The sequence below is a fragment of the uncultured Luteimonas sp. genome, assembly GCF_947492465.1.
Classification (GTDB): domain Bacteria; phylum Pseudomonadota; class Gammaproteobacteria; order Xanthomonadales; family Xanthomonadaceae; genus Luteimonas.
In genome coordinates this window covers 130,811-152,625 of sequence record NZ_CANLNF010000008.1, presented here as the reverse complement: position 1 = coordinate 152,625, position 21,815 = coordinate 130,811, and the positions used below count along the sequence as shown (strand labels likewise).

Annotated in this window: 15 protein-coding genes; 4 read left to right on the top strand and 11 right to left on the bottom strand. The window is 72.3% G+C overall.

The features are described from left to right. Positions 1 to 3: 3 nt before the first annotated feature. Positions 4 to 405, bottom strand: coding sequence for a twitching motility response regulator PilG (pilG, locus tag Q0863_RS15900; protein ID WP_298580690.1), 402 nt, complete (start codon positions 403 to 405; stop codon positions 4 to 6). A gap of 183 nt (positions 406 to 588) precedes the next feature. On the opposite strand from pilG, the gene gshB reads away from it, so the two are divergent. Both gshB and Q0863_RS15890 read left to right on the top strand, forming a co-directional pair. Continuing rightward, positions 589 to 1,542 (top strand): glutathione synthase, encoded by a 954-nt coding sequence (gshB, locus tag Q0863_RS15895; protein WP_298580687.1) that lies wholly within the window; start codon positions 589 to 591, stop codon positions 1,540 to 1,542. A 120-nt stretch (positions 1,543 to 1,662) separates the two neighbouring features. Then, a complete protein-coding gene (locus tag Q0863_RS15890) occupies positions 1,663 to 2,541 on the top strand; it encodes an energy transducer TonB (RefSeq protein ID WP_298580684.1) in 879 nt (292 codons plus the stop codon). A gap of 42 nt (positions 2,542 to 2,583) precedes the next feature. Here Q0863_RS15890 and lepB read toward each other — a convergent pair whose 3' ends face one another. From lepB to mrcB, 7 genes are all read right to left on the bottom strand, one after another. Further along, positions 2,584 to 3,213: a signal peptidase I gene (lepB, locus tag Q0863_RS15885; RefSeq protein WP_298580681.1), complete on the bottom strand. Its 630-nt coding sequence runs from the start codon at positions 3,211 to 3,213 to the stop codon at positions 2,584 to 2,586. A 58-nt stretch (positions 3,214 to 3,271) separates the two neighbouring features. Then, on the bottom strand, positions 3,272 to 3,967 hold the full coding sequence (gene tsaB / locus Q0863_RS15880; protein ID WP_298580678.1) for a tRNA (adenosine(37)-N6)-threonylcarbamoyltransferase complex dimerization subunit type 1 TsaB: 696 nt from the start codon (positions 3,965 to 3,967) through the stop codon (positions 3,272 to 3,274). A 66-nt stretch (positions 3,968 to 4,033) separates the two neighbouring features. Next, positions 4,034 to 4,471, bottom strand: a complete 438-nt coding sequence (locus tag Q0863_RS15875; RefSeq protein ID WP_298580675.1) for a hypothetical protein — start codon at positions 4,469 to 4,471, stop codon at positions 4,034 to 4,036. A gap of 130 nt (positions 4,472 to 4,601) precedes the next feature. Next, a complete protein-coding gene (locus Q0863_RS15870) occupies positions 4,602 to 5,678 on the bottom strand; it encodes an alpha/beta hydrolase (protein WP_298580672.1) in 1,077 nt (358 codons plus the stop codon). Positions 5,679 to 5,744: 66 nt separating this feature from the next. Then, the gene (locus tag Q0863_RS15865; RefSeq protein WP_298580669.1) at positions 5,745 to 7,784 is read right to left on the bottom strand and encodes an ATP-dependent DNA helicase; all 2,040 of its coding nucleotides are present in this window, start codon (positions 7,782 to 7,784) and stop codon (positions 5,745 to 5,747) included. Between the two features lies 1 nt (position 7,785). Next, positions 7,786 to 8,304, bottom strand: coding sequence for a hypothetical protein (locus Q0863_RS15860; protein ID WP_298580665.1), 519 nt, complete (start codon positions 8,302 to 8,304; stop codon positions 7,786 to 7,788). Positions 8,305 to 8,309: 5 nt separating this feature from the next. After that, positions 8,310 to 10,757: a penicillin-binding protein 1B gene (mrcB, locus tag Q0863_RS15855; protein ID WP_298580662.1), complete on the bottom strand. Its 2,448-nt coding sequence runs from the start codon at positions 10,755 to 10,757 to the stop codon at positions 8,310 to 8,312. Between the two features lie 125 nt (positions 10,758 to 10,882). Between mrcB and Q0863_RS15850 the strand changes: the two genes are divergently transcribed. Then, positions 10,883 to 12,997, top strand: a complete 2,115-nt coding sequence (locus tag Q0863_RS15850; RefSeq protein ID WP_298580659.1) for a glycosyltransferase — start codon at positions 10,883 to 10,885, stop codon at positions 12,995 to 12,997. 143 nt (positions 12,998 to 13,140) lie between these two features. Here the strand turns inward: Q0863_RS15850 and Q0863_RS15845 are convergent, their stop codons facing one another. Beyond that, positions 13,141 to 14,589 (bottom strand): hypothetical protein, encoded by a 1,449-nt coding sequence (locus Q0863_RS15845; protein ID WP_298580657.1) that lies wholly within the window; start codon positions 14,587 to 14,589, stop codon positions 13,141 to 13,143. A 188-nt stretch (positions 14,590 to 14,777) separates the two neighbouring features. Continuing rightward, on the bottom strand, positions 14,778 to 16,856 hold the full coding sequence (locus Q0863_RS15840; protein WP_298580721.1) for a bifunctional (p)ppGpp synthetase/guanosine-3',5'-bis(diphosphate) 3'-pyrophosphohydrolase: 2,079 nt from the start codon (positions 16,854 to 16,856) through the stop codon (positions 14,778 to 14,780). A 136-nt stretch (positions 16,857 to 16,992) separates the two neighbouring features. On the opposite strand from Q0863_RS15840, the gene Q0863_RS15835 reads away from it, so the two are divergent. After that, the gene (locus tag Q0863_RS15835; RefSeq protein WP_298580654.1) at positions 16,993 to 17,502 is read left to right on the top strand and encodes a hypothetical protein; all 510 of its coding nucleotides are present in this window, start codon (positions 16,993 to 16,995) and stop codon (positions 17,500 to 17,502) included. 173 nt (positions 17,503 to 17,675) lie between these two features. Here the strand turns inward: Q0863_RS15835 and hrpA are convergent, their stop codons facing one another. Next, the gene (gene hrpA, locus Q0863_RS15830) at positions 17,676 to 21,791 is read right to left on the bottom strand and encodes an ATP-dependent RNA helicase HrpA (RefSeq protein ID WP_298580651.1); all 4,116 of its coding nucleotides are present in this window, start codon (positions 21,789 to 21,791) and stop codon (positions 17,676 to 17,678) included. Positions 21,792 to 21,815 lie beyond the last annotated feature (24 nt).

The window sequence follows — 21,815 nt, the reverse complement described above, 5'->3', positions numbered from 1 at the left end:
CTTTCACGCCTTGACATGGGTACGGATCGCGTCGAGGAGTTCCTCGCGCGTGAATGGCTTGGTGACGTACTGCTCGGAGCCGACGATGCGGCCACGCGCCTTGTCGAACAGGCCGTCCTTGGAGGACAGCATGATCACCGGCGTGTTCTTGAACAGCTGGTTGTTCTTGATCAGCGCGCACGTCTGGTAGCCGTCCAGGCGCGGCATCATGATGTCGACGAAGATGATCTGCGGCTTCTGGTCGGCGATCTTGGCCAGCGCCTCGAACCCGTCGACAGCCGTCACCACGTCGGCGCCTTCGCGCTTGAGCAGCGTCTCGGCGGTACGGCGGATCGTCTTCGAATCGTCGATGACCATCACCCGCAGGCCATCGAGGCTGCCGGCGCGGCTTTCGTGTTCCGTCATGCGTCCTTCCCCGGGCGCGCAATCGCGGGCCACTGCCCGCATTGCCGCGATCGCCGTATATTCCAGCCTCGCGCCAGACTGTCAAGCGCCGATGAAGAAGATTGCGCAAGTTGGCGCCGCCACGAACGAAACCGGCGCGCGGCGACTGCTAACATTTGTCAGAAAGTGCCACTGGTGGGTCATATGCAGCTGAACGTGGTGGTGGTGATGGATCCGATCGGGTCGATCAACATCGCAAAGGATTCGACATTCGCCATGCTGCTGGAGGCACAGCGGCGCGGGCATGCCCTGCGCTACGTGCAGCCGGGAAGCCTTGGCATGGTCCATGGCCAGGCGTACGCCAACCTCGCGCCGCTGACCGTGCGCGACGATCGCTCGGGCTGGTACGAACTGGGACCGTCATCACATCGTGCGCTGGGACCGGGCGATCTGGTGCTGATGCGCAAGGATCCGCCGGTGGACGCGGATTTCCTCCATGACACCCTGATCCTGGGCACCGCCCAGCGCCAGGGCGCGCTGGTGGTGAACGATCCGCGCGGGCTGCGCGACATGAACGAGAAGCTGGCCGCGCTCGAATTCCCGCAGTGCTGCCCGCCGACCGTGGTCAGCCGCGAGGCCGCCACGCTCAAGGCGTTCGTGGCCGAGCACGGCGACGCGGTGCTCAAGCCGCTGGACGGCATGGGCGGGCGCTCGATCTTCCGCGCCCGCACCGGCGACGCCAACCTCAACGTGATTCTGGAAACTCTCACCCAGGGCGGGCGCCACCTGGCCATGGCGCAGCGCTACCTGCCAGAGATCGTCGACGGCGACAAGCGCATCCTGCTGATCGACGGCGTCCCGGTGGACTACTGCCTGGCGCGGATCCCGCAGGGCGACGAGTTCCGCGGCAACCTGGCTGCCGGCGGCCGCGGCGAGGGCCGTCCCCTGAGCGAGCGCGACCGCTGGATCGCCGCCCAGGTCGGTCCCGAGGTGAGGCGGCGCGGCATGCGCTTCGTCGGCCTGGACGTGATCGGCGACTGGCTCACCGAGGTCAACGTCACCAGCCCGACCTGCATCCGCGAACTCGACGGCCAGTTCGGGCTGAATATCGCGGGGATGCTGTTCGATGCGCTGGAGGGCGGCGGCAAACCCGGATGAGGATCGCAGTCCGGGACGCGCGCGGGCAGCGGCCGGTGCCAACGCGGGCGCATTCGCGTAGCGTGGCGCGGCCGGCAACGCCGCCCCGCCCCTGATTCCGTCCGGTCCGCCCTTTCCATCATGTCCGCCCTCACCCTTCCCCCGCCCCCCGTCATCGGCGAACGCGAACGCCTGAGCGCGACGCTGGTGCTGTCGCTGCTGCTGCACGGGATGCTGGTGCTGGGCGTCGGGTTCGCGCTCGACGACGCGGCGCCGGTGCTGCCGACGCTGGACGTGATCATCACCGAGACCACCAGCCCGCTCACCCGGGCGCAGGCCGATTTCCTTGCCCAGGCCAGCAACGAGGGCGGCGGCGAGCACGACCGCAGCAACCGTCCGCGCGACGACCAGGCCGGCCTGGTCGCGCAGGCCGAGTCGGGCGTGGCGCCGATCGAGATGCGTGCGCAGTCGCCTTCCGCGCAGCCGCCGCCGCAGGCTCGGGTGGTCGCCAGCCAGCGCGGCGAGGCGCCGACGCCCACCGCCGATGCGCGTCCGCAGGCCGACGACAGCGTCCTGCCGCGCGGGCGGGAGAAGATCGACCGCGACCTGTCGATGGCGCGGCTGGCGGCGGAAATCCACCTGCGCTCGGAGCGTTACGCCAAGCGTCCCAAGCGCAAGTTCGTGTCCGCCAGCACCCGGGAATGGGCCTATGCCGGCTACCTGCGCGACTGGGTGGACCGGGTCCAGCGGGTCGGCAACCTCAACTATCCCGACGAGGCGCGACGCCGGCAACTGTCCGGCGAACTGGTGATCAGCGTGGCGATCCGCCGCGACGGTTCGGTCGAGCGCGCCGACATCCTGCGTTCCAGCGGCACCCGGCTGCTCGACGACGCCGCGCTGCGGATTGCGCGCCTGGCCGAGCCCTACCCGCCACTGCCGCGGACCGAGGAGGAGATCGACATCCTCCACGTCACCCGGACCTGGCAGTTCCTGCCCGGCGGCACGCTGGTCGACGACTGAGTCCGGCTCCGGCCCTTGCGCCGCGTCACGCGGAACCCGTCGCTACAGCCGCTTCCAGACCGGCCCCTGCCCGCGCCGCCAGTACACGCCCAGCGCGCGCCCGTAGAACGCCTGCTCCGGCACCAGCCCGAAGTAGCGACCGTCGGCGCTGGCGCCGCGGTGGTCGCCCAGCACCAGCACCATGCCCGGTGGAATCGTCGCCGCCGCGATGTCCGGTCCGCCGCCGTCGCCCAGGTCGAGCCCGACCAGCCGATCGCCGATGCGTTCGACCGGCGCGCCGCCACCGCCATCGAGCGGCCGGCCGTCGACCCGCAACCGTCCGTCCGCCAGCGCGACGGTCTGCCCGCCCACCGCGACCACGCGCTTGATCAGGCGGGTGCCGTCGACCGGCGACTTGAACACCACCACTTCACCCGGCGCGGGACGCCCCCGCGCGAGCAGCTCGATCGCGGTGAACGGCACGCGCAGGCCGTAGGCGCTCATGTCGACCACGACGCGGTCGCCCGGCACCAGCGTCGGCATCATCGAACCGCTCGGCACCTGGTAATGGTTGGCGAACGACGAGCGCGCCAGCACCAGCAGCGCGATGGTCAGCGCCAGCGGCGGCAGTTCCCGGCGCAGCCAGCGCCGCAGCCTGCCCGCCCGATCCTCGTCCCGGCTGCCTGCCTGCATGGTGTCTTCCTCGTGGGCCCGAAGGGCCAGACCGCGGTTGCGGCCCGCAGTTCCCCGATCAGCGGCGGGCGTCGCGCAGCGCCTGCTGCTCGCGCGAGGTCAGGGCGACGTTGTCGCGCAGGTAGGCCGGCTCCAGTCGCTCCGGGGCGATGCCGGCGCCGCGGGCGAAGGCCAGCGCGCCCAGCCGCGCCACATCGCCGGCGCGCGGTAGCGCCGTGGCGTCCACCTCCGCCAGCGCCTCGCCCAGGCGCTCGCGCAGCGCGCCGGCGGCGGCGTCGAAGCCGGTGCCCACGCCCTGCCAGCCGCCGCCGGGCGGCTTCGTGGCCTGGGCCGGATTCACGACCACCTCGTCGGCCAGCAGCCGGGGTCCGCCGTCGCCACGTTCGAACGCACCCAGGTAGACCTCGCCCATGCGCGCGTCGATCGCCGCCACCACGCGCGCGGCGGATGCGCCCGCGGCCAGCGCCGCCAGCGTGGAGACCGGCAGCACCGGGCGGTCCAGCGCCAGGGCGATGCCCTGCGCCAGCGCCACCGCCAGGCGCACGCCGGTGAACGCGCCGGGACCGCGCCCGACCGCGATCGCGTCCAGCTGCGATTTCGCCACGCCCGCCTCGGCCAGCAGCGCATCGGCCCAGGGCAGCGCCAGCTCGGCGTGGCGCCGCGGCGCGAGTTCGAAGCGCTCCAGCACCTCGCCATCCACGTACACGGCGACGGAACAGGCTTCGGTGGCGGTCTCGAACGCAAGCAGTCTCATGCCGCCATGTTAGCGGCGCGGCGGCGCTGGCCGAAGATGGCGCAGGAAAACCCGGGCGTCGCCGGGTCAGGGCACCGGCAGTTCGCCGAACGCGACCTTGCCCTCGGGCGACTGGAAGCACGGCGTATTGAAGAATGCGGCCAGGTAGGCGTCCGGGGCAGGCTTGAAGCCCGAATCCAGGGTATAGCTGTTGCCGCTGGCCGGGTCGGTCGCGGTGAGGTTGACCCCGCCGCTGTCGAGGTGGCGGAAGCGGGTGATGTCCCAGCCTTGCGCCTGCCAGCGCGCATGCGCGGCCTCGATCTGGCGGGCGATGTCGTTGCCGGGCGCAAGGCCGCGCAGACCGACCCAGACGTAGAACAGGTCTTCGCGGGTCTCGCCGCGCTGGCCCTCGCAGCGGTTGGCGCGGACCTCCAGCGATTCGCGCTGGATCGACAGCCCCGCCAGCACCTGTTCGACCTGGGGCAGGAACTCGGCGGCGGCCTGTTGCGGCGTCTTGTGCTGCATGCGATCGGTGTCCTTGGCGCCGGCGCAGCCGGCAAGCAGCAGGCACGCCAGCGCGCCCGCGATGGGGAGACGCCGTGGGCCGCGGTGGGGTCCGGTCTCCATGCGCGGCAGCATAGCGCCCGGCGCGTGATCAGCCGGGACGACGGCCGACCGTGTCCACCTGGTCGTAGTTGCCGGTCAGGATGTAGGCCTGGTTGCGCAGCGACTCGGTGCCCGGGTTCCAGTAATCGCTGTGTCCGGACGCGCCGTCGGTGGTGATGCGCTGGCCGCCGAAGCTCCAGTCGACCGGGCTGTTGCCGTGCACTTCGGTGTAGGTGACCACGTCGTCGCGGGCGGCACCAGCCCAGAAGTGGTCCGAATCGATATGCATGTCGCTGGTGTTGTCGACCAGCGGGCCGTCGAACCAGCCCTGCCGCTCGGACGCCTCGTAGCCCATGCCGGGGCTGCCCATGGCGATGATGTCGTCCACCGCCAGCCCCTCGCCGGCCAGCGCGTCGGCGGTGCCGACCACGGTCGAGCCGTAGGAATGCCCGATCATCGTGACGCGGGCGTCGGGGCCCTGGTGGGACTCGCGCAGGCCGAGGGTGAAGTCGCGCAGGTCTTCCGCGCCATCCCTGGCGTAACCGGCGCCCAGGGCGTCGGGAAAGATCGAGTCCGGCGCGTCGTAGCCGAGCCAGACGATGGTCGAAGTCTCGCCGGAGCCGGGAATCGTCCCGGCCTGGGCCTGCAGGTCGGCCATGCGGTCGAGGTTGCCGCCGATGCCGGCGACGTCGGAGCTGGTGCCGGGCACGAAGACCGCGACGTTGTCGGCGTTGTCGGGATTGCCGATGGCCACGATCGCCTGCGCGTCGGCACCGTCGGCCGCCGGCTGGAAGCCCAGCAGCAGCAGGCGGTCGCTGGCCGGGCCCGACTGCGAGCCTTCGATCCGGTCGAGCAGGGCCTGCGAGGCCTGGCGGTCGCTGCCGCCGGCGGCATCCTGGCGCAGCGCCGCGAGATTGGCCTCGTGCCGGACCTCCGAGGGCAGGCCGTCGAGGTTGCCGATCAGCGCCCCGTGGGTCGACAGGTGGTTGGCCTGCTCCTGCGGCGAGAGGTCGCCCCACCACTGCGCGTTTTCGCGCGCGGTGCCCGACGGCGGCAGGCCGGCCGGACAGGCATTGGGCGGCGGCAGTTCGAGCTGGGCGGAAACCGGGCCAAGGGTCGGACTCATGCGGCGCTCCGGCGACGGACTGGGGATCGTGCACCCAGCCTGCGCGATGCCGCCGCCGCGCGACAGCTAGGGCAGACCCTTGTCCGAAGGGGCTGGCGCGGCGAAGAAGGCTTCGGCGTCGGCGACGCTGCGGGTGGTCCGGAACGGCGGCAGCGATTCGAGGAAGGTCTCGCCGTAGGATTTCTGGGTCAGCCGTGGATCGCACAGCACCAGCACGCCGCGGTCGCGTTCGGTGCGGATCAGCCGGCCCACGCCCTGCTTGAGCGCGATCACCGCCTGCGGCAGCTGCTCGTCGCGGAACGGGTTGCCGCCGGCGCGGCGGATCGCCTGCAGCCGGGCCTCGAACACCGGATCGTCCGGCGCGGCGAACGGCAGCTTGTCGATCACCACCACGCTCAGCGCCTCGCCGGCCACGTCGACGCCCTCGCGGAAGCTGGCCGCGCCCAGCAGCACGCCGTTGCCGGACTCTCGGAAGCGCTGCAGCAGCACGTGCCGCGGGGCCTCGCCCTGCACGAACAGCGGCCACTCGCCCTCCTCGCGCAGCAGTTCGGCGGCCTCGCGCAGCGCCCGATGCGAGGCGAACAGCACGAAGGCGCGCCCCCCCGAGGCCTGCAGCACTGGCCGGACCGCCTCCACCACCGCCCAGGTGTAGTCGCGGTCGGACGGCTGCGGCATGCGCGTGGGCAGGTAGCACAGCGCCTGCTCCGGCCAGTCGAAGGGACTGGGCACCAGCAGGGTCTCGGGCCCGTCCAGGCCCAGGCGCGTGGACAGATGGTCGAAGCTGCCTTCGACCGCGAGCGTGGCCGAGGTGAACACCCAGGCGGCGTGCGACTGTTCCCGATGCGTGCGCAGCGGCCCGGACACATCCAGCGGCGTGCGCTGCAGACGGAAACCGCGCGGCGAGAGTTCGTACCAGCGCACGTCTTCGGGGTCAGAGTCGACTTTTCCCTCAACGCCAGCAGTTGCCGTCGACTCAAGGGGAAAAGTCGACTCTGACCCCGGTTTTCCCACCCAGCGCGCCAGCCGCGCGGTGTTTTCCTGCGCGCGGGCGTGGCAGGCATCGAAACCGGGCGAGGACTCGCGCAGCGGTGCCAGGGCATCGCGCAGCGCGGCCACCGCCGTGGACACGGCCTCCAGGCCGCTGTCGAACGCCGGCCAGTGCAGCGCGCGGTCGCGGGTGCCGCGCCCGGGCAGGCCTTCCATGGTGGCGCGCAGCGCGCGCGTGGCGTGTTCGAGTTCGCGCGCCGGCTGCTGCAGCACGGCCAGCGCCGACGGCACGTCCTTGCATTCGCCCAGCGCGTCGCGCGCCAGTTCCACCAGCGGCCGGGCCGACAGGCTCTCGCCGAAGAACTGCGCGGCCAGTTCCGGCAACTGGTGCGCTTCGTCCACCACGAACGCCTGCGCGCCCGGCAGGATTTCGCCGAAGCCTTCCTGCTTGAGCGCAAGGTCGGCCAGCAGCAGGTGGTGGTTGACCACGACCAGGTCGGCCGACTGCGCACGCTGGCGCGCCTGCAGCACGAAGCACTCGTTCCACATCGGGCATTCGCTGCCCAGGCAGTTGTCGGCCGTGGACGTGACCATCGGCAGCAGCGGCGAGTCCTCCGGCAGGGCCTCGAGTTCGGCCAGGTCGCCCATCCGCGTGCGCCCGCTCCAGGCCACGATGCGCTGGAACTGGCTGATCTGTTCACGGGTGCTGAAGCGCGGCTCGCCCTTGGCGTGTTCGAGGCGGTAGCGGCACAGATAGTTGGCGCGGCCCTTGAGCAGCGCGGTCTTCAGGCCGGCGCCGAGCGCATCGCGCACGCGCGGCAGGTCGCGGTGGTAGAGCTGGTCCTGCAGCGCGCGGGTGCCGGTGGAGACGATCGCCTTCTGCCCCGACAGCAGCAGCGGCACCAGGTAGGCGAAGGTCTTGCCGGTACCGGTGCCGGCTTCGGCCAACAGGGTGCCGCGCTGGTCGAGCGCCTGCGCCACGGCGGCGGCCAGGCGCTGCTGCGCCTCGCGCGGGGCGAAGGCCGGGATCTGCTGCGCCAGCAGCCCGCCGCTTGCCAGCGCCGCGGTGCTGCGCCTGGCCAGGGCGCTGGACTGCGTGCCGTCCTGCGTCGCGGACATCTCAGAAACGGTTCGGACCCTCGACCTTGCAGCCTTCCACCTGGGTGCGGGCCGAGGCCGCACCTGCGGCGTCGCCGTCGACCAGCCGCACCTGCTCGATCGTCGCCCAGTGGCGCCGGCACAGCGGCCCGACCTGTGCGCCCAGCGCGAAGGCTCGCTCGGCCAGCTGCCCGGCACGCGCGAAATCGCGCTGCAGCAGCGCCGTTTCCGCGCGCTCCTGGAGCAGGGCCGGATCGTCGGCGACCAGTTCCAGGGCGCGATCGAGCGCTTCGGCGGCCGCGTCGTGGCGGCCCTGCGCCCGCGCCTGCCGGGCCTGCTCGCGCAGGTCCTCGACCATCGGATCGCGCAGCGGCTGCACCGCCAGCTCGCCCTCGCCGCTGCCGGCGGCCGCGTCGATGCCCGCGACCATCTGCTCCGGCGTGGCCGAGGTCAGCGACGCGGGCGCGGTCAGGGACGGCGTGCTGGCACAGGCCGCCACCAGGGCGGCGGCAAGCGCCGCGATGGCGTGGGTGGACTTCATGGGGACTACTCGGTGGGCGGGGGAAGCGGTTGCTGGGGGGCCGGCTGGGGTGGGGGTTGCGGCGCGGGCTGCGGATCGCGACGGCCGAAGCCGAACCACTCGCGCCAGCCGCCGCGCCGCGGCTCGGCATTCTCGCCCACGCCGTCGGGATCGGCATACGGATCCGGCGGCAGCAGCGCGGCGCACGGCTGGTAGGGCGGTGCGAACCCTGCCACGAAGGCGAAGCGGCGCGCCCCCGGGCACTCGGCTTCGGTGGCGTTGGACTGCAGCACCCACTGCCACTCCAACCCTTCGTCGCCGACCCGCAGCGCCGCGCTGGGCAGGTGCTTGAACAGCCCCGACCAGATCCGCATCGCGCCGGTGGCGCCGTACAGGCCGGTCTGCTCGTTCTGGTCGTTGCCCACCCAGACCACGGCCAGGTGGTCGCCGGTCCAGCCGGCGAACCAGCTGTCGCGTCCGTCGTTGCTGGTGCCGGTCTTGCCGGCTGCATTGAGCCGGCCGAGCCCGTCGTTGACCAGCTGGCGACCGGTACCCGAGCTCACCGCGTGCTGCAGCGCCACGGTCACCAGGCGCGCGGCGATCGCGTCGCTCCTGGTGGCGGGCGCCGGGTCCTTGTCGTAGCGCTTGACCACGTTGCCGTCGCTGTCGATGACACCGCGGACCGCGCGCAACGGCTGGATCTCACCGCCGGAGGCAAGGAACTGGTAGAGCTGCGCCATCGCGTAGGGACTCTGGTCCACCGACCCCAGGATCAACGAAGGATTGGCGTCCGCCTCGATGCCGGCCAGGACGTGGACCAGGTCCGCGAGCTGGCGCGGGTTGACGTCCATGCCGACGCGCACCGTGGCCTGGTTGTACGAACGGGCCAAGGCATCGATGAGGCGCACCGTGCCATGGCTGCGTCCGTCGGAGTTGCCCGGCGACCAGCGCTTTCCATTGTCCAGCGTGACCGACACCGGCGAATCGTCCACCCAGGTGGCCAGCGACCACCTGCGCGGATCGATCAGCGCAAGCAGGTAGACGTAGGGCTTGAGCAGCGAACCCACGGGGCGGCGCGCCTCGACCGCGCGGTTGAACCCGTGTACGGTCGGCGTGGCGCTGCCCACGACGGCGACGACCTCGCCATCGTGCACATCGGTCACGATGAGCCCCGTCTCCAGCGGTGGCCGGTCGCCCGTCTGCAACGACTTGAGCGTGCGCGTGGCCGAGGCCTCGGCGTAGGCCTGCGCGGACGGGGACATCCCGGTCATCACGCTCAGCCCGGCGCCCTGCTGCGCATCGGTCGGATAATCCCGTCCGAGCTGCCGGCGCACCAGGTCGACATAGGCCGGGAACCGGTTGGCCGCGATGCTGCCCGGCGCGCTGGTGACGCCCAGCGGTGCGGCCACCGCGCGGTCGTGCGCCTTCTGGTCGATCAGGCCGGTCTCGAGCATGTTCGCAAGCACGAAATTACGGCGCTCCCGGGCGCGTTCCGGATGGCGGCGCGCATCGTAATGCGACGGCCCGCGCACCATGCCCACCAGCAGCGCGACGTGCTCGGTTTCCAGGTCCTCGAGGCGGCGGCCGAACCAGAACTCCGCACCCGCCGCCATGCCGTGGATCGCCTGCGCCCCACGCTGCCCCAGGTAGACCTGGTTGAGGTAGGCCTCCAGGATCGTGGCCTTGTCGTAGCGCGCCTCCATCAGCAGCGCATACAGGATCTCGTTGAACTTGCGGCTCCAGGTCTGCTCGCGGCCGATGCCGAGCAGGCCGCTGCGCGCCAGCTGCTGGGTGAGCGTGCTCGCGCCCTGGCGTTTCTCGCCCGAGCGGAGGTTGACCCAGGCCGCGCGCGCCATGCCGCTGAGGTCGATACCGACGTGGTGGGCGAAATCACGGTCCTCGACCGCCTGCAGCGTATCGGTCACCAGTCCCGGCACGTCCTCGACCCGGACCAGGCGGCGCTCCTCCTGCTTCTGCCCGTACAGCGTGGCGATGCGGGCCGCGTCCAGGCGTGCGGACTTGATCGCGCCGCCGCCGGCGAGATCCTCGAGGGTCCGCACCCGCCCACCCGAGATCGTGGCCTCGATGCGGCTGGCGCCGATCGCGCCATCGATGTCGCGGAAACCGCGGCTGGAGATCGTCCAGCGACCATCGTCGCGCGCATAGGTGCCCGGGCGCACGCCATCGCCCTCGCGGTAGGACGCGGCATCGAGTTCGGTCTTGAGCGTCTGCGCATCCATCGCCAGCCCCGGCGCGAGCCGCAGCGGCCGCGCGTACACGCGCGTGGGCACCTGCCAGCGCAGTTCGCCGAAGCGCTCGCTGATCTGGTGGTTGAGGTAGAGCGTGTACGGGACCAGGAACCCGATCCCCAGGCCGACCACCGCCAGTGTCCAGGTCACCAGCCTGCGTCGCCAGTCGCCCGCGGGCGGACGCTTGCCGCCCTGTTCGTCTTCGTCGTATTCGATACGCGCCATGCACCCGTGACCTGCACCGGCAGTCTGCCGCGGAATGCGACAATCGGCGCGATGTCGAGTCTAGCCCACCGCTGCTGCCCCCGCCCGGGAACCGTCACCGTGCGGTCAGCTGGAGTTGCCTGCGCATGAACCTTCCGTTCGCGGATATCCGCCTGTGGCTGGTCCGGGGCAGTGGCCTGGTCCGTCGTGGCGTGGCGAGCCTGCGGACGCGCGGCTGGCGGCACAGCTGGGAGCGGGTGAAGCTGCAGTTCATCCGCCCGCCAGCGCCGATGCACCCGCCGCTCATCGACGCGGACCGGAGCGCCTTCGCGCCGTTCGCCGTGCCCTGCGCAGAGGTGCCGGAAGCGAGCATCGTGGTCCCCGTCCACGGCCAGTGGCCGCATACGCTGGCCTGCCTGCGCGCGATTGCCGCCCATCCTCCGCAGGCCCCCTTCGAACTCATCGTGGTGGATGACGCGTCACCGGACGACACGCTTGCCCGGCTTTCGCAGGTCGGCGGGCTCAGGGTCGTGGCTCGACCGGTCAATGGCGGATTCATTGCCGCCTGCAACGACGGCGCCGCCGCCGCGACTGGACGCATGCTGGTCTTCCTCAACAACGACACCGTGCCCCAGCCCGGGTGGCTCGATGCATTGCTGTCCACCTTCCGGCACCACCCGGACACCGGCATGGCGGGTGCGCAGCTCCTGTATCCGGACGGGCGGTTGCAGGAGGCCGGCGGCGTGGTCTTTTCCGACGGGAGCGCATGGAACTATGGGCGTTTCGGGACTCCCGACGATCCGCGCTACGCCTATGTGCGCGACGCGGACTACCTTTCCGGCGCGGCCATCACGATTCCACGCAGCCTGTTCCAGCAGATCGGCGGCTTCGACGCGCGCTATGCGCCGGCGTACTACGAGGACACCGACCTGGCCTTCGCCGTGCGTGCTGCTGGGCTGCGCGTGCGCTACCAGCCCGCGGCCCGCGTGGTGCACGATGAAGGGGCGACCGCCGGCACCGATGTCGCACAAGGACCCAAGGCTGCGCAGACGCGCAACCAGGGCGTGTTCGCACGACACCGGGCCGCCGAACTGGCCGCGCAGCCGGCACCCGGCACGCTACCTGCCCCGGCGACACTGCATCGCGACCGCCGCCAGGTGCTGATCGTAGATGCCACCACGCCCAGGCCTGATCGCGATTCCGCATCGCTGCGGCTGGTCAACCTGATGCGGATCCTGCGCGACGAGGGCGCGCACGTGGTGTTCCTTCCGGCCGACCTTGCGCATGCCGGCCGCTACACCGCGGAGCTGCAGCAGCTCGGCATCGAGGTCTGGTACGCGCCGTATGCAGCACGCTTACCTGCCTGGCTGAAGGAACATGGACCGCGATTCGACGTGGCCATGGTCAGCCGTCATTACGTGATGCGCGAACTGCTGCCGCTGCTGCGGACGCATGCGGCCGGCGCACGCCTGGTCTTCGACAGCGTCGACCTGCATTACGTACGCGAGACCCGGACCGCGCAGCTGGCCGGAGATGCCGCGCTCGCGCGCAGCGCAGCGCGTACGCGCGTGCTGGAGCTCGACATGCTGGCCAGGAGCGACGTCACGACAGTCGTCAGCCCGGTCGAAGCGGCGGCACTGGCGGGCGAAGCACCCGGCGCGCGGGTCGAACTACTGTCGAACGTGCACGAGGTCGCCGGGGCTGGGCTCCCCTTCGCGCAACGAAGCGACCTGGTTTTCGTCGGCGGGTTCCGGCATCCGCCCAATGCCGATGCGGTTCGCTGGTTCTGCAATGAGGTGTTCGGGTCGGTGCGCGCGCGACTGCCCGGCGTGAAACTGCACTGCATCGGCGTGGATCCGCCCCCGGACATCCAGGCACTCGCCCGGCAGGAGGGGGTGCTGGTGCACGGGCACGTACCCGACCTCGAACCGTACATGGGCGGCTGTCGTATCGCGATCGCCCCGCTGCGGGTAGGCGCGGGGGTCAAGGGCAAGATCAACCTGAGCATGGCGCACGGCCAACCGGTGGTCGCGACCTCGCTCGCGATAGAAGGCATGCACCTGCGGGATGGCGTGGACGTCCTGCTCGCCGATAGCGCAGAGGATTTTGCCGCGGCGATCCTGCGCCTGTATGGCGACGAGGAACTGTGGATGAAGCTGAGCGCGAATGGCCACGCCAACATCGCGCGGCACTTCTCCGCGGAGGCTGCGCGTGCTGCGGTCCGGAGGATCTTCTTCGAGGACGGCGCCGGGACCGGCTGACCGCCCGCCGGTGGCGGACAGGGTCCGCACGGTATGCGTCCCCGCCACCGTCCAGAGCCCCCCCACTCTGCCCGGGGCCGAACGCGCAACCTGTGCCGGATCCGGCGTCGCAGGCGTCCGCCCGGCCAATGCGGCCTTCCCACCTACCTGCCCGCGGCGGCCGCAGTCCGCAAACGGCGGTCGAACTCGGGCAGTCCGGGCACCGACGGATCCACCGCCCGCGCCGCCTCCAGCGCCGCCGAGGCCGGCTGCAGCTGGCCCGCGGCCAGGCGTTCGTCGCCGATCGCCAACCAGCGCAAGGCCAGGCGCCGGCGCGCCGCGGCCACGGTGGGTGGCGTGTCGCCCAGCGCGTCGCGCGCATCCAGGCAGCGGCGGGCGAGGGCCAGGTTGTTGGCGCTGAGGGCGCGTTCGAAGCAGTCGCGTGCCGAAGGCAGCAGGCGGGCGATCGCACGGCGCACGTCGGCATCGCGCGGGGCCAGCGCCTGCGCGGCGCGCAGGCGGTCGTAGGCGCTCTCGCCCGGCGGCGTCAGCAGGTCGCCGCGGGCCTCGGCTTCGGCCGCCTGGCGCAGCAGCTGCGGCACGCGGCGCGCGCGTTCGCCCGCTGGTGCAGGCGCCTGCAGCCGCTCGTACCTGCGACGGGAGCGTTCGATCGCCGCTTCCGCGGTGGCGACGCCAGGGGCATCGGCCGCCAATGCGCGCGCCTGGTCCAGCGCCCGGGTCGCGTGGCCGAAACGGAAATCCGCGGCCAGCCGCGCCGCCTGCGCGGCATGCGCGTCGGCCGCGCGGCGCAGGCCTTCGGCGGCCGCCGGATCGTCCGGGTCCAGGGCTTCCAGGCGTCGCCACGCCGCCACCGCCGCATCCAGCCGGCCACGCTGCAGGTCGGCCTCGGCGCGACTGCGCAGCGCGTCGAGTTCCTCGTTGAAACGCGCCTGCGTGTCGGGCAGGTCGACATGCCCGGGATCGTAACGGCGCGCGGTGGCGACGGCGGCAGCCGCGGCGGCGAAGTCGCCCTGGCGCAGGTCCTCGCGGGCAGCGTCGAGCAGCGCCCCAAGCGCATCGTCGCGGCCCCGCAGCACCTGCGCATGCGCGGGCTGCAGTTCGAGCACGCGCGCGTACAGCGGCAGCGCGGAATCGGCACCCTGCTGCAGGTCGCCACGGGCGTGGGCCGCGGTCGCGCGCTCGATCAATCCGTCAATGCCGGCCAGCGCGGCCTCGCGCTCGCGCAGCTGCGCAGCCAGCGTGTCGGCGTCTTCGCGCGGCACCGACAGTTCGCGGGCGAGCCGCAGATGCGCGTGGGCATCGGCCAGGCGATCGGCGGCGAGGTCCGCGCGTGCGCGCGCCAGTGCCGCCGTCGCCACCCGGGCCAGGCCCTGGCGCGGCTCGATGCGGTCGGGATCCATCGCCAGCGCGGCCTCGTAGAGCTCGCGCGCGCCGCTGCCATCGGGCGCGGTCAGATGTCCGCGCGACAGGGCCTGCTCGCCCTGCATGCCCAGTTCATGCACCCGCGCCTGCGGCCAGAACCGGTCGCCGAACGGCCCCTGTGCCAGCGCCAGCAATCCCAGCACGACCGCGCCGGCAACGGCCGCGACCATCCACCAGCGACGTCCTGCAATGGTGCCTGATGGCGGCCGGCGCCCGCGCATGGGCCGATCGCCCAGGCGCAGCCCGCGCAGGTCGCCCAGGACGGGTTCCCGGCGCGCGCCTGCCGCTGCATCTGGACTGGGTTCGCTGGCCACGGCGCCAGAGTACGCGTCACGACTGAACGCGTGTGATCGGCGTACTACTCGCGCCGCGCCTGCTCCACGCCCGGCAGGCCGTCGAGCTTGGCCAGCACCCGCGACAGCTGTTCGTAGCCGTCCACGCGCAGGCGCAGGCGCAGGCGCACCCGGCCATGCCGTCCGGCCTGGCCGCGGATCGACACCACGTGCGCTTCTTCCTGGGCGATCACGTTGCTGACGTCCCTGAGCAGGTGCTTGCGGTCGACCGCATCGACCAGCGCGGCCGCCTCGTGCACGCCGCCCTGGCGTCCCCAGTCGACCGGCAGCACCCGCTGCGGCTGCGCCGCGGCCAGGCGCGCGAAGGCGGCGCAGTCGGCGCGGTGCACGGTCAGGCCGCGCGCGCGGGTCAGGTAGCCGACGATCTCCTCGCCCGGCAGCGGCTGGCAGCAGCGCGCCACCTGGACCAGCAGGTTGCCCACGCCGACCACGGTGAAGCCCGACGTCGCCGCCTTCGGTACCCGCCGGCGCGGTTGCGCCTGCGCCGCGGCAGCGTCGGCGGCGCCCGGGGCCTGCGCGCGATCGTGTTCCTGCAGCGCGCGCCCGACCTGGTGCGGGCCGACGTCGCCCAGCGCCACCAGCACCAGCAGCTCGTCGACGGCGGCCACGTTGAACCTGGCCAGCACCGGCTGCAGGTCGGCATGCAGCAGGCCCATGCGCCGCAGCTCGCGGTCGAGCATCTCGCGCCCGGCCTGCAGGTTGCGCTCGCGGTCGAGCCGGTGGAACCAGCTGCGCACCTTCTCGCGCGCGCGCGGGCTGGCGAGGAAGCCGTTGGCCGCGACCAGCCAGTCGCGCCGCGGCTCGGGCTCCTTGGCAGTCAGGATCTCGACCCGGTCGCCGCTGCGCAGCTTGTGGTCGAGCGGCACGATGCGGCCGTCGACCTTGGCGCCGCGGCAGCGATGCCCGACCATCGTGTGCACGTGGTAGGCGAAATCGAGCGGCGTGGCGCCGCTGGGCAGGTCGATCACCTCGCCCGCGGGCGTCAGCACGTACAGGCGGTCCTCGACCAGCTCGGTATCCAGGCTCCGCGCCAGGCCGGATCCCTCCTCGCCCTCGGCGTGCGATTCGAGCAGGCGCCGCATCCACTCGATCTTGCGCTCGAGCGCGGCATTGCCGGCGGCGGAGCGCTGCGAGCCGCCGGTTTCCTTGTAGCGCCAGTGCGCGGCCACGCCCAGTTCGGCCTGCTCGTGCATCTCGCGGGTGCGGATCTGCACTTCCAGGGTCTTGCCCTCCGGGCCGACCACCGCGGTGTGCAGCGAGCGGTAGTCGTTGTTCTTCGGCCGCGCGATGTAGTCGTCGAATTCGCCCGGCACCGGGGCCCACAGCGCGTGCACCACGCCCAGCGCCGCATAGCATGCCGGGATGTCGTCGACCAGCACGCGCACCGCGCGCAGGTCGTAGAGCTCGCCGATCGGCACGTCCTTCTTCCGCATCTTCTTCCAGATGCTGTAGATGTGCTTGGCGCGGCCGGCGATGTCGGCGGCGATACCCTGCGCGCGCAGCGCCTGCTCGAGTTCGCCGCTGACCTGGGCGATGTAGCGTTCGCGGCCGGAGCGCTTGTCGTCGAGCAGGGCCGCGATGCGCCGGTAGGTGTCCGGCTCCAGGTGGCGGAAGGCCAGGTCCTCCAGCTCCCATTTGAGCTGCCAGATCCCCAGGCGGTTGGCCAGCGGCGCCAGGATGTCGCGGGTGAGCCGCGCCAGCGCCTGCCGCTCGTCGTCGGGCAGCGCATCGGCGTGGCGCATGCGCGCGAGCTGGCGCGCCAGCAGGATCGGCACCACCCGCAGGTCGCGCACGATGGCCAGCAGCAGGCGGCGCAGGCCCTCGGTATTGCCGCCGCCGGTCGTCTCGGCGTGCAGGGTCCAGACCTGGTTGGCCGCGCGTTGCCCGTCGAGCAGGGCCGCGACCGGTGCGTGCCGCGCGGGCAGCGCCGGTTCCAGCCGCGCGGCCAGCTGCGGCAGCTCGAACAGGATCGCAGCCGCCACCGAATCGCCGTCGGCGCCGAGCAGGGCCAGCGACGCGAGCGTGTCGCGCAGGACCGCCGGCGACGCTGGCGTCTCGACCAGCCCCTCACCTGCCGCGCGCATGGCCTGGCGCAGCGCCGGCGCGATCGCCTCGGCCTCGGGCGCGGCAAGCCAGGTCTCGAATCCGGGGGTCACGGCGACACCGCATCCTCCATGGGGGACGCCCTACACTAGCGGCCTCCCGCCGAGAGGAACAGTCATGCGACCGATCCACGCCGTGCTGCTGGCCAGCCTGCTTGCCCTGCCCCTGCCCGCCTTCGCGCAGGAGGCGCCGCCGCTGCAGCAGGCGATGAGCGCCGAGGAATTCAAGGCGGCCGGCCTGGACAAGCTCAGTGCAGACGAACTGGCCCGGCTCAACGCCTGGCTCGACCGCCGGGTCGAACAGCAGGCTTCGGCCGCGGTGGCCGCAGCCGTCGAGCAGGCGCGCGAGGAAGGCCGCAACGAAGTGGTGGAGAAGAACCGCGGCTTCTTCCACTTCGGCTCCGAGGAACCGATCGAGGCCAGCATCGCGGGCGAATTCAACGGCTTCGGCCACGGCAAGCGCTACACGCTCGACAATGGCCAGGTCTGGGAGCAGACCGATTCGGCGACCCTGTCGGGCGTGCGCAGGACCAGCCCGAAGGTGCGCATCAAGCCCGGCGTGCTGGGCGTGTGGTGGATGCGGATCGACGGCTACAACACCCAGGCCAAGGTCCAGCGCGTCGAGTAGGGCGACCGGGCCGGGGCGCCATGCTGGCCCCGGCGTGTCGACGCCGGGCAACCCACCGGCGATCCGTGCGGGACGTCTTCCCGCCGGCCCGTGATGAGCCTCGGGTGGTGAATCCCACGGCAGACGCCGGTCGGACGTGACCGGTCGCGGCTCGACCGCCGTAGGCCCCGGCCTCAGTCCAGCGCCGCGATCCGCGCCGCCAGCTTCTTCGCGGTCGTCCCGCCACGGGCGGCCAGTTCCTGCGCGTAGGTGGCCACGCGCACTTCCTCCAGCTCCCAGCGCAGTGCGTCGCGCGCCTCGGGACTGCCGCGACCGGCGGCCTCGGCATCGGCCAGCGCATCGAGCAGCGGCTTGAGCTCGAGCATGCGCTGCTGGTCGCGCAGCGGATCGCGCTGGGCGCGTTCAGCGCGCGCCGACAGGGCTTTGAGGTAGCGCGGATACGCGGCCAGCGCCGCCGCCGGCGCATCGCGCAGGAAACCCGGATGCGCCAGCGACGCCAGGTGCGCCTGCATGTCGTCCAGGTTCGCCCGCGCCCAGCCGACCAGCCTGGATTCCAGCCGGGCGCGCACCTCGGCCACCAGGGCCAGGATCGCCTCGGCCTGCTGCAGCCGCGCCATCGCCTCGCCGAACAGCGCGCGGCCCGCCGCGTCGCGGCGCGCGGCGAAGGCGTCCGGATCGCGGATCACGCCAAGATCTTCGGCCAGCAGCGCCGACAGCGCGCCATCGACCAGGTCCTCGCGCAGGCGGTCGCCGCCGCGCGCGTCGCGGCGCAGATCGCCGGACGATTCGATCGCCGCGTACAGCAGTGCGGTTTTCGGCGGTACCGGCAGCTGCTTGCGCGCCTGCCTGACCCGGTCCTGCAGGGCGATGGCCAGCAGCCGGCGGACCCCCTGCGGATGCAGGCGCGCGGCCCGGGCCGGATCGGCATGCACCGCGAGCACCGCGCTGTCGCCGGCGTCCTCGAGCGCGGGCCAGGCGGGCACGCCGCCCGCGCCGGGCACCGACAGCGGAATCGCGGTGGCCGGGAACTCGCGCAGTCCGGTGCGCGCGAGCCCCTCGGCCGCGTGCGCGGAGAACGCTTCGGCCGCGCGCGCACCAAAGCGTTCGCGCAGTTCGTCCAGGTCGCGCGACTCGGCCAGCACCTGGCCGCCGCCGCGTCCCTTCACGTCCACCAGCCGCAGGTTGACGCGCAGGTGCGGCTCCAGCGCGGCCTCGTCGAAATCGCCGGGCAACACCTGGACGCCGGTCATGCGCGCAAGGAAGCGCGCGAGCGCACCGGTGAAGGCATCGGCCTCGCCGGGTCCATGCGCCTGCGCGAAGGCGCGCGCGAAATCCGGCGCCGGCACGAAATTGCGGCGCAGCGCCTTGGGCAGGCCGCGGATCAGCGCCGCCGCCTTGTCCGCGAAGAAGCCCGGCGCCAGCCAGGACAGCCGCACCGGGTCCAGCGCGTTGAGCAGGTGCAGCGGCACCGACACGGTCATGCCGTCATCAGGCGCGCCGGGTTCGAAGCGGTAGCGCACCGCCAGCCTGGCCTCGCCCAGCGGCAGCCAGGCCGGGAAGCGCACCGCGTCGGCGCCCTCGCCCACCAGCAGTTCGTCGCGCGACCATTCCAGCGCGCGCCTGCGCTCGGGCGGTTGCTTGCCGTACCAGGCATCGAGCGCGCGGGTATCGACGATCTCCGCGGGGATCCGGTCGGCGTACCACTGCCGCATCCAGTCCTCGTCCACCACCAGGCCGGCACGACGCTGCTTGGCTTCCTCCTCGCGCGCGGCCTCGAGGGTCTTGAGGTTGCGTCCGAGGAAGGGACTGCGCAGGTTGGCCTCGCCGGCCACCAGCGCATCGCGCAGGAACAGCTCGCGCGCCTCGGCCGGATACAGGCGGCCGTAGTCCACCGGCTTCTTCGGCGCCAGCACCAGCCCGAACAGGCTGACCTGCTCGCTGCCCAGCACGCGCCCCTGCGCGCGCGACCAGCGCGGATCGTGGTGGCGCCGCGCCAGCAGGTGCGGCAGCTCGGCGATGGCCCAGTCCGGCTCGATCGCGGCATTGGTGATCGCCCAGACCTTCTCGGTGTCGAGCAGGGTCGCCGACAGTACCCACGGCGGCGGTTTGCGCGCCAGCGCCGAACCCGGGAACAGCTGGAAGCGGCGCCCGCGCGGCCCTTCGTAGACCCCGCGTTCGCCGAGATGGCCGATCTGCGTGGGCAGGCCGGCGATCAGCGCCCGGTGCAGCAGCGCGTAGCGGGCCGCCTCGCCGCCGGGCGCATCGGCGGCGTGCGCGGCGGGGTCTTCACGCGTGGCGTGGCGCGAAGTGGCGGCTGAGGCAGCCGCGTTCCTGCCCCGGCGCCTCGCCCGCTCCCGCACCCGCTCGCCGGTCTGTCCTGGTCCGCGCGCCAGTTCGCCGTCGGGCCACAGTTCCTCGCACTGCAGCTTGAGCTGGCGATGCAGTTCGCGCCATTCGCGCATGCGCAGGAAGCCCAGGAAATGTTTCTCGCACCACTTGCGCAGCTGCGACTGGGTCAGCTCCTCGTGCGCCTCGCGATAGCCCGCCCACAGCTTGAGGATGGCGACGAACTCGCTCTTCTGGTCGGCGAACAGCGCATGCGCGTTGTCGGCGGCGGCGCGCTGGTCGGCCGGGCGTTCGCGCGGATCCTGAATGCCCAGGAACGAGGCGATCGTCAGCATCTCGTGCAGGCAGCCGTGGCGCTGCGCGGCGCTCAGCATGCGCGCCAGCTTGACGTCCACCGGCAGCCGGGCCATCTGCCGGCCGGTCTCGGTCAGCCTGCGGTCGCCATCGATGGCGCCCAGCTCGGTCAGCTGCTGCCAGCCGTCCGCCACCGCCCGCGGGTCGGGCGGTTCGACGAACGGGAAGGCATCGATGTCGCCCAGTCCCAGCCAGAGCATGCGCAGGATCACCCCGGCCAGCGCCGCGCGCCGGATCTCCGGATCGGTGTACTGCGGGCGCGAGAGGAAATCGGCTTCCGAGTACAGGCGGATGCAGGTGCCCGGCGCGATGCGGCCGCAGCGCCCCTTGCGCTGGTCGGCGCTGGCCTGCGAGACCGGCTCGATGTGCAGGCGGTCGAGCTTCTGCCGTGGGCTGTAGCGCTTGACCCGGGCCAGGCCCGGATCGACCACGTAGTGGATGCGCGGCACCGTCAGCGAGGTTTCGGCCACGTTGGTCGCCAGCACGATGCGCCGCTGCGGGCCGGGGTTGAACACGCGGTCCTGGTCGCGCCCGGACAGCCGCGCGTACAGCGGCACCACTTCGGTATGGCGGTACTTGCGACGCTCCAGCGCCCGGTGCGCATCGCGGATCTCGCGCTCGCCGGGCAGGAACACCAGCGTGTCGCCGGTCCCGCGTTCGCGCATGATCTCGTCGCAGGCGGCCACGATGCCGTCCAGCACCGAGACCCCGCCCTCCGCGTCGGCCCGGTCCCGCGCGCTCCCGCGCGTGCCCGCGGAGGCGGAGGCACCCGGCGATTCGCCGGAGCCGGCCAGGTCCTCCAGCGGGCGCCAGCGCACCTCCACCGGATAGCCGCGGCCCTCCACGCTGACCACCGGCGCGTCGTCGAAATGCCGGGAGAACCGCTCGGTATCTATCGTGGCCGAGGTCACGATCAGCTTCAGGTCGCGGCGCTTGCGCAGCAGCTGCTTGAGGTAGCCGAGCAGGAAATCGATGTTGAGGCTGCGCTCGTGGGCCTCGTCGACGATGATCGTGTCGTAGCGCGAGAGCCAGCGATCGGACGCGATCTCGGCCAGCAGGATGCCGTCGGTCATGAACTTGACCGCGGTCTCCTCGGAGACGTTGTCGTTGAAACGCACCTGGTAGCCGACCAGCCCGCCCATCGGCACCTGAAGTTCCTCGGCCACGCGCCGGGCGACCGCGCGCGCGGCGATGCGTCGCGGCTGCGTGCAGCCAATCATGCCGGCGGCGCCGCGCCCGGCCTGCAGGCACAGCTTGGGCAGCTGCGTGGTCTTGCCCGAGCCGGTTTCGCCGGCCACCACAACCACCTGGTGGTCGCGGACCAGCGCCACGATCCTGTCGGCCTCGGCGGCGATCGGCAGGCCCTCGGCCACGGTCGCGGCCGGCAGTCGTGCCGCCCGCGTTTCGCGCGCCTGCACCGACGCCTGCAGCGCACGCAAAAACGCCTCCCCGGCAGGGGCATCGGCGGGCCGGGCATTCCAGCGCGACCACAGGCCCAGCAGCCGTCCGCGGTCGCGCGACAGCGCGCCATCGATCTCACGGCGCGCCTGCTTTAACGCGGCCGTCGCGGCGACGCGCCTAGACTCCATTGGCACCCTTGCCTGCGCCCTGGC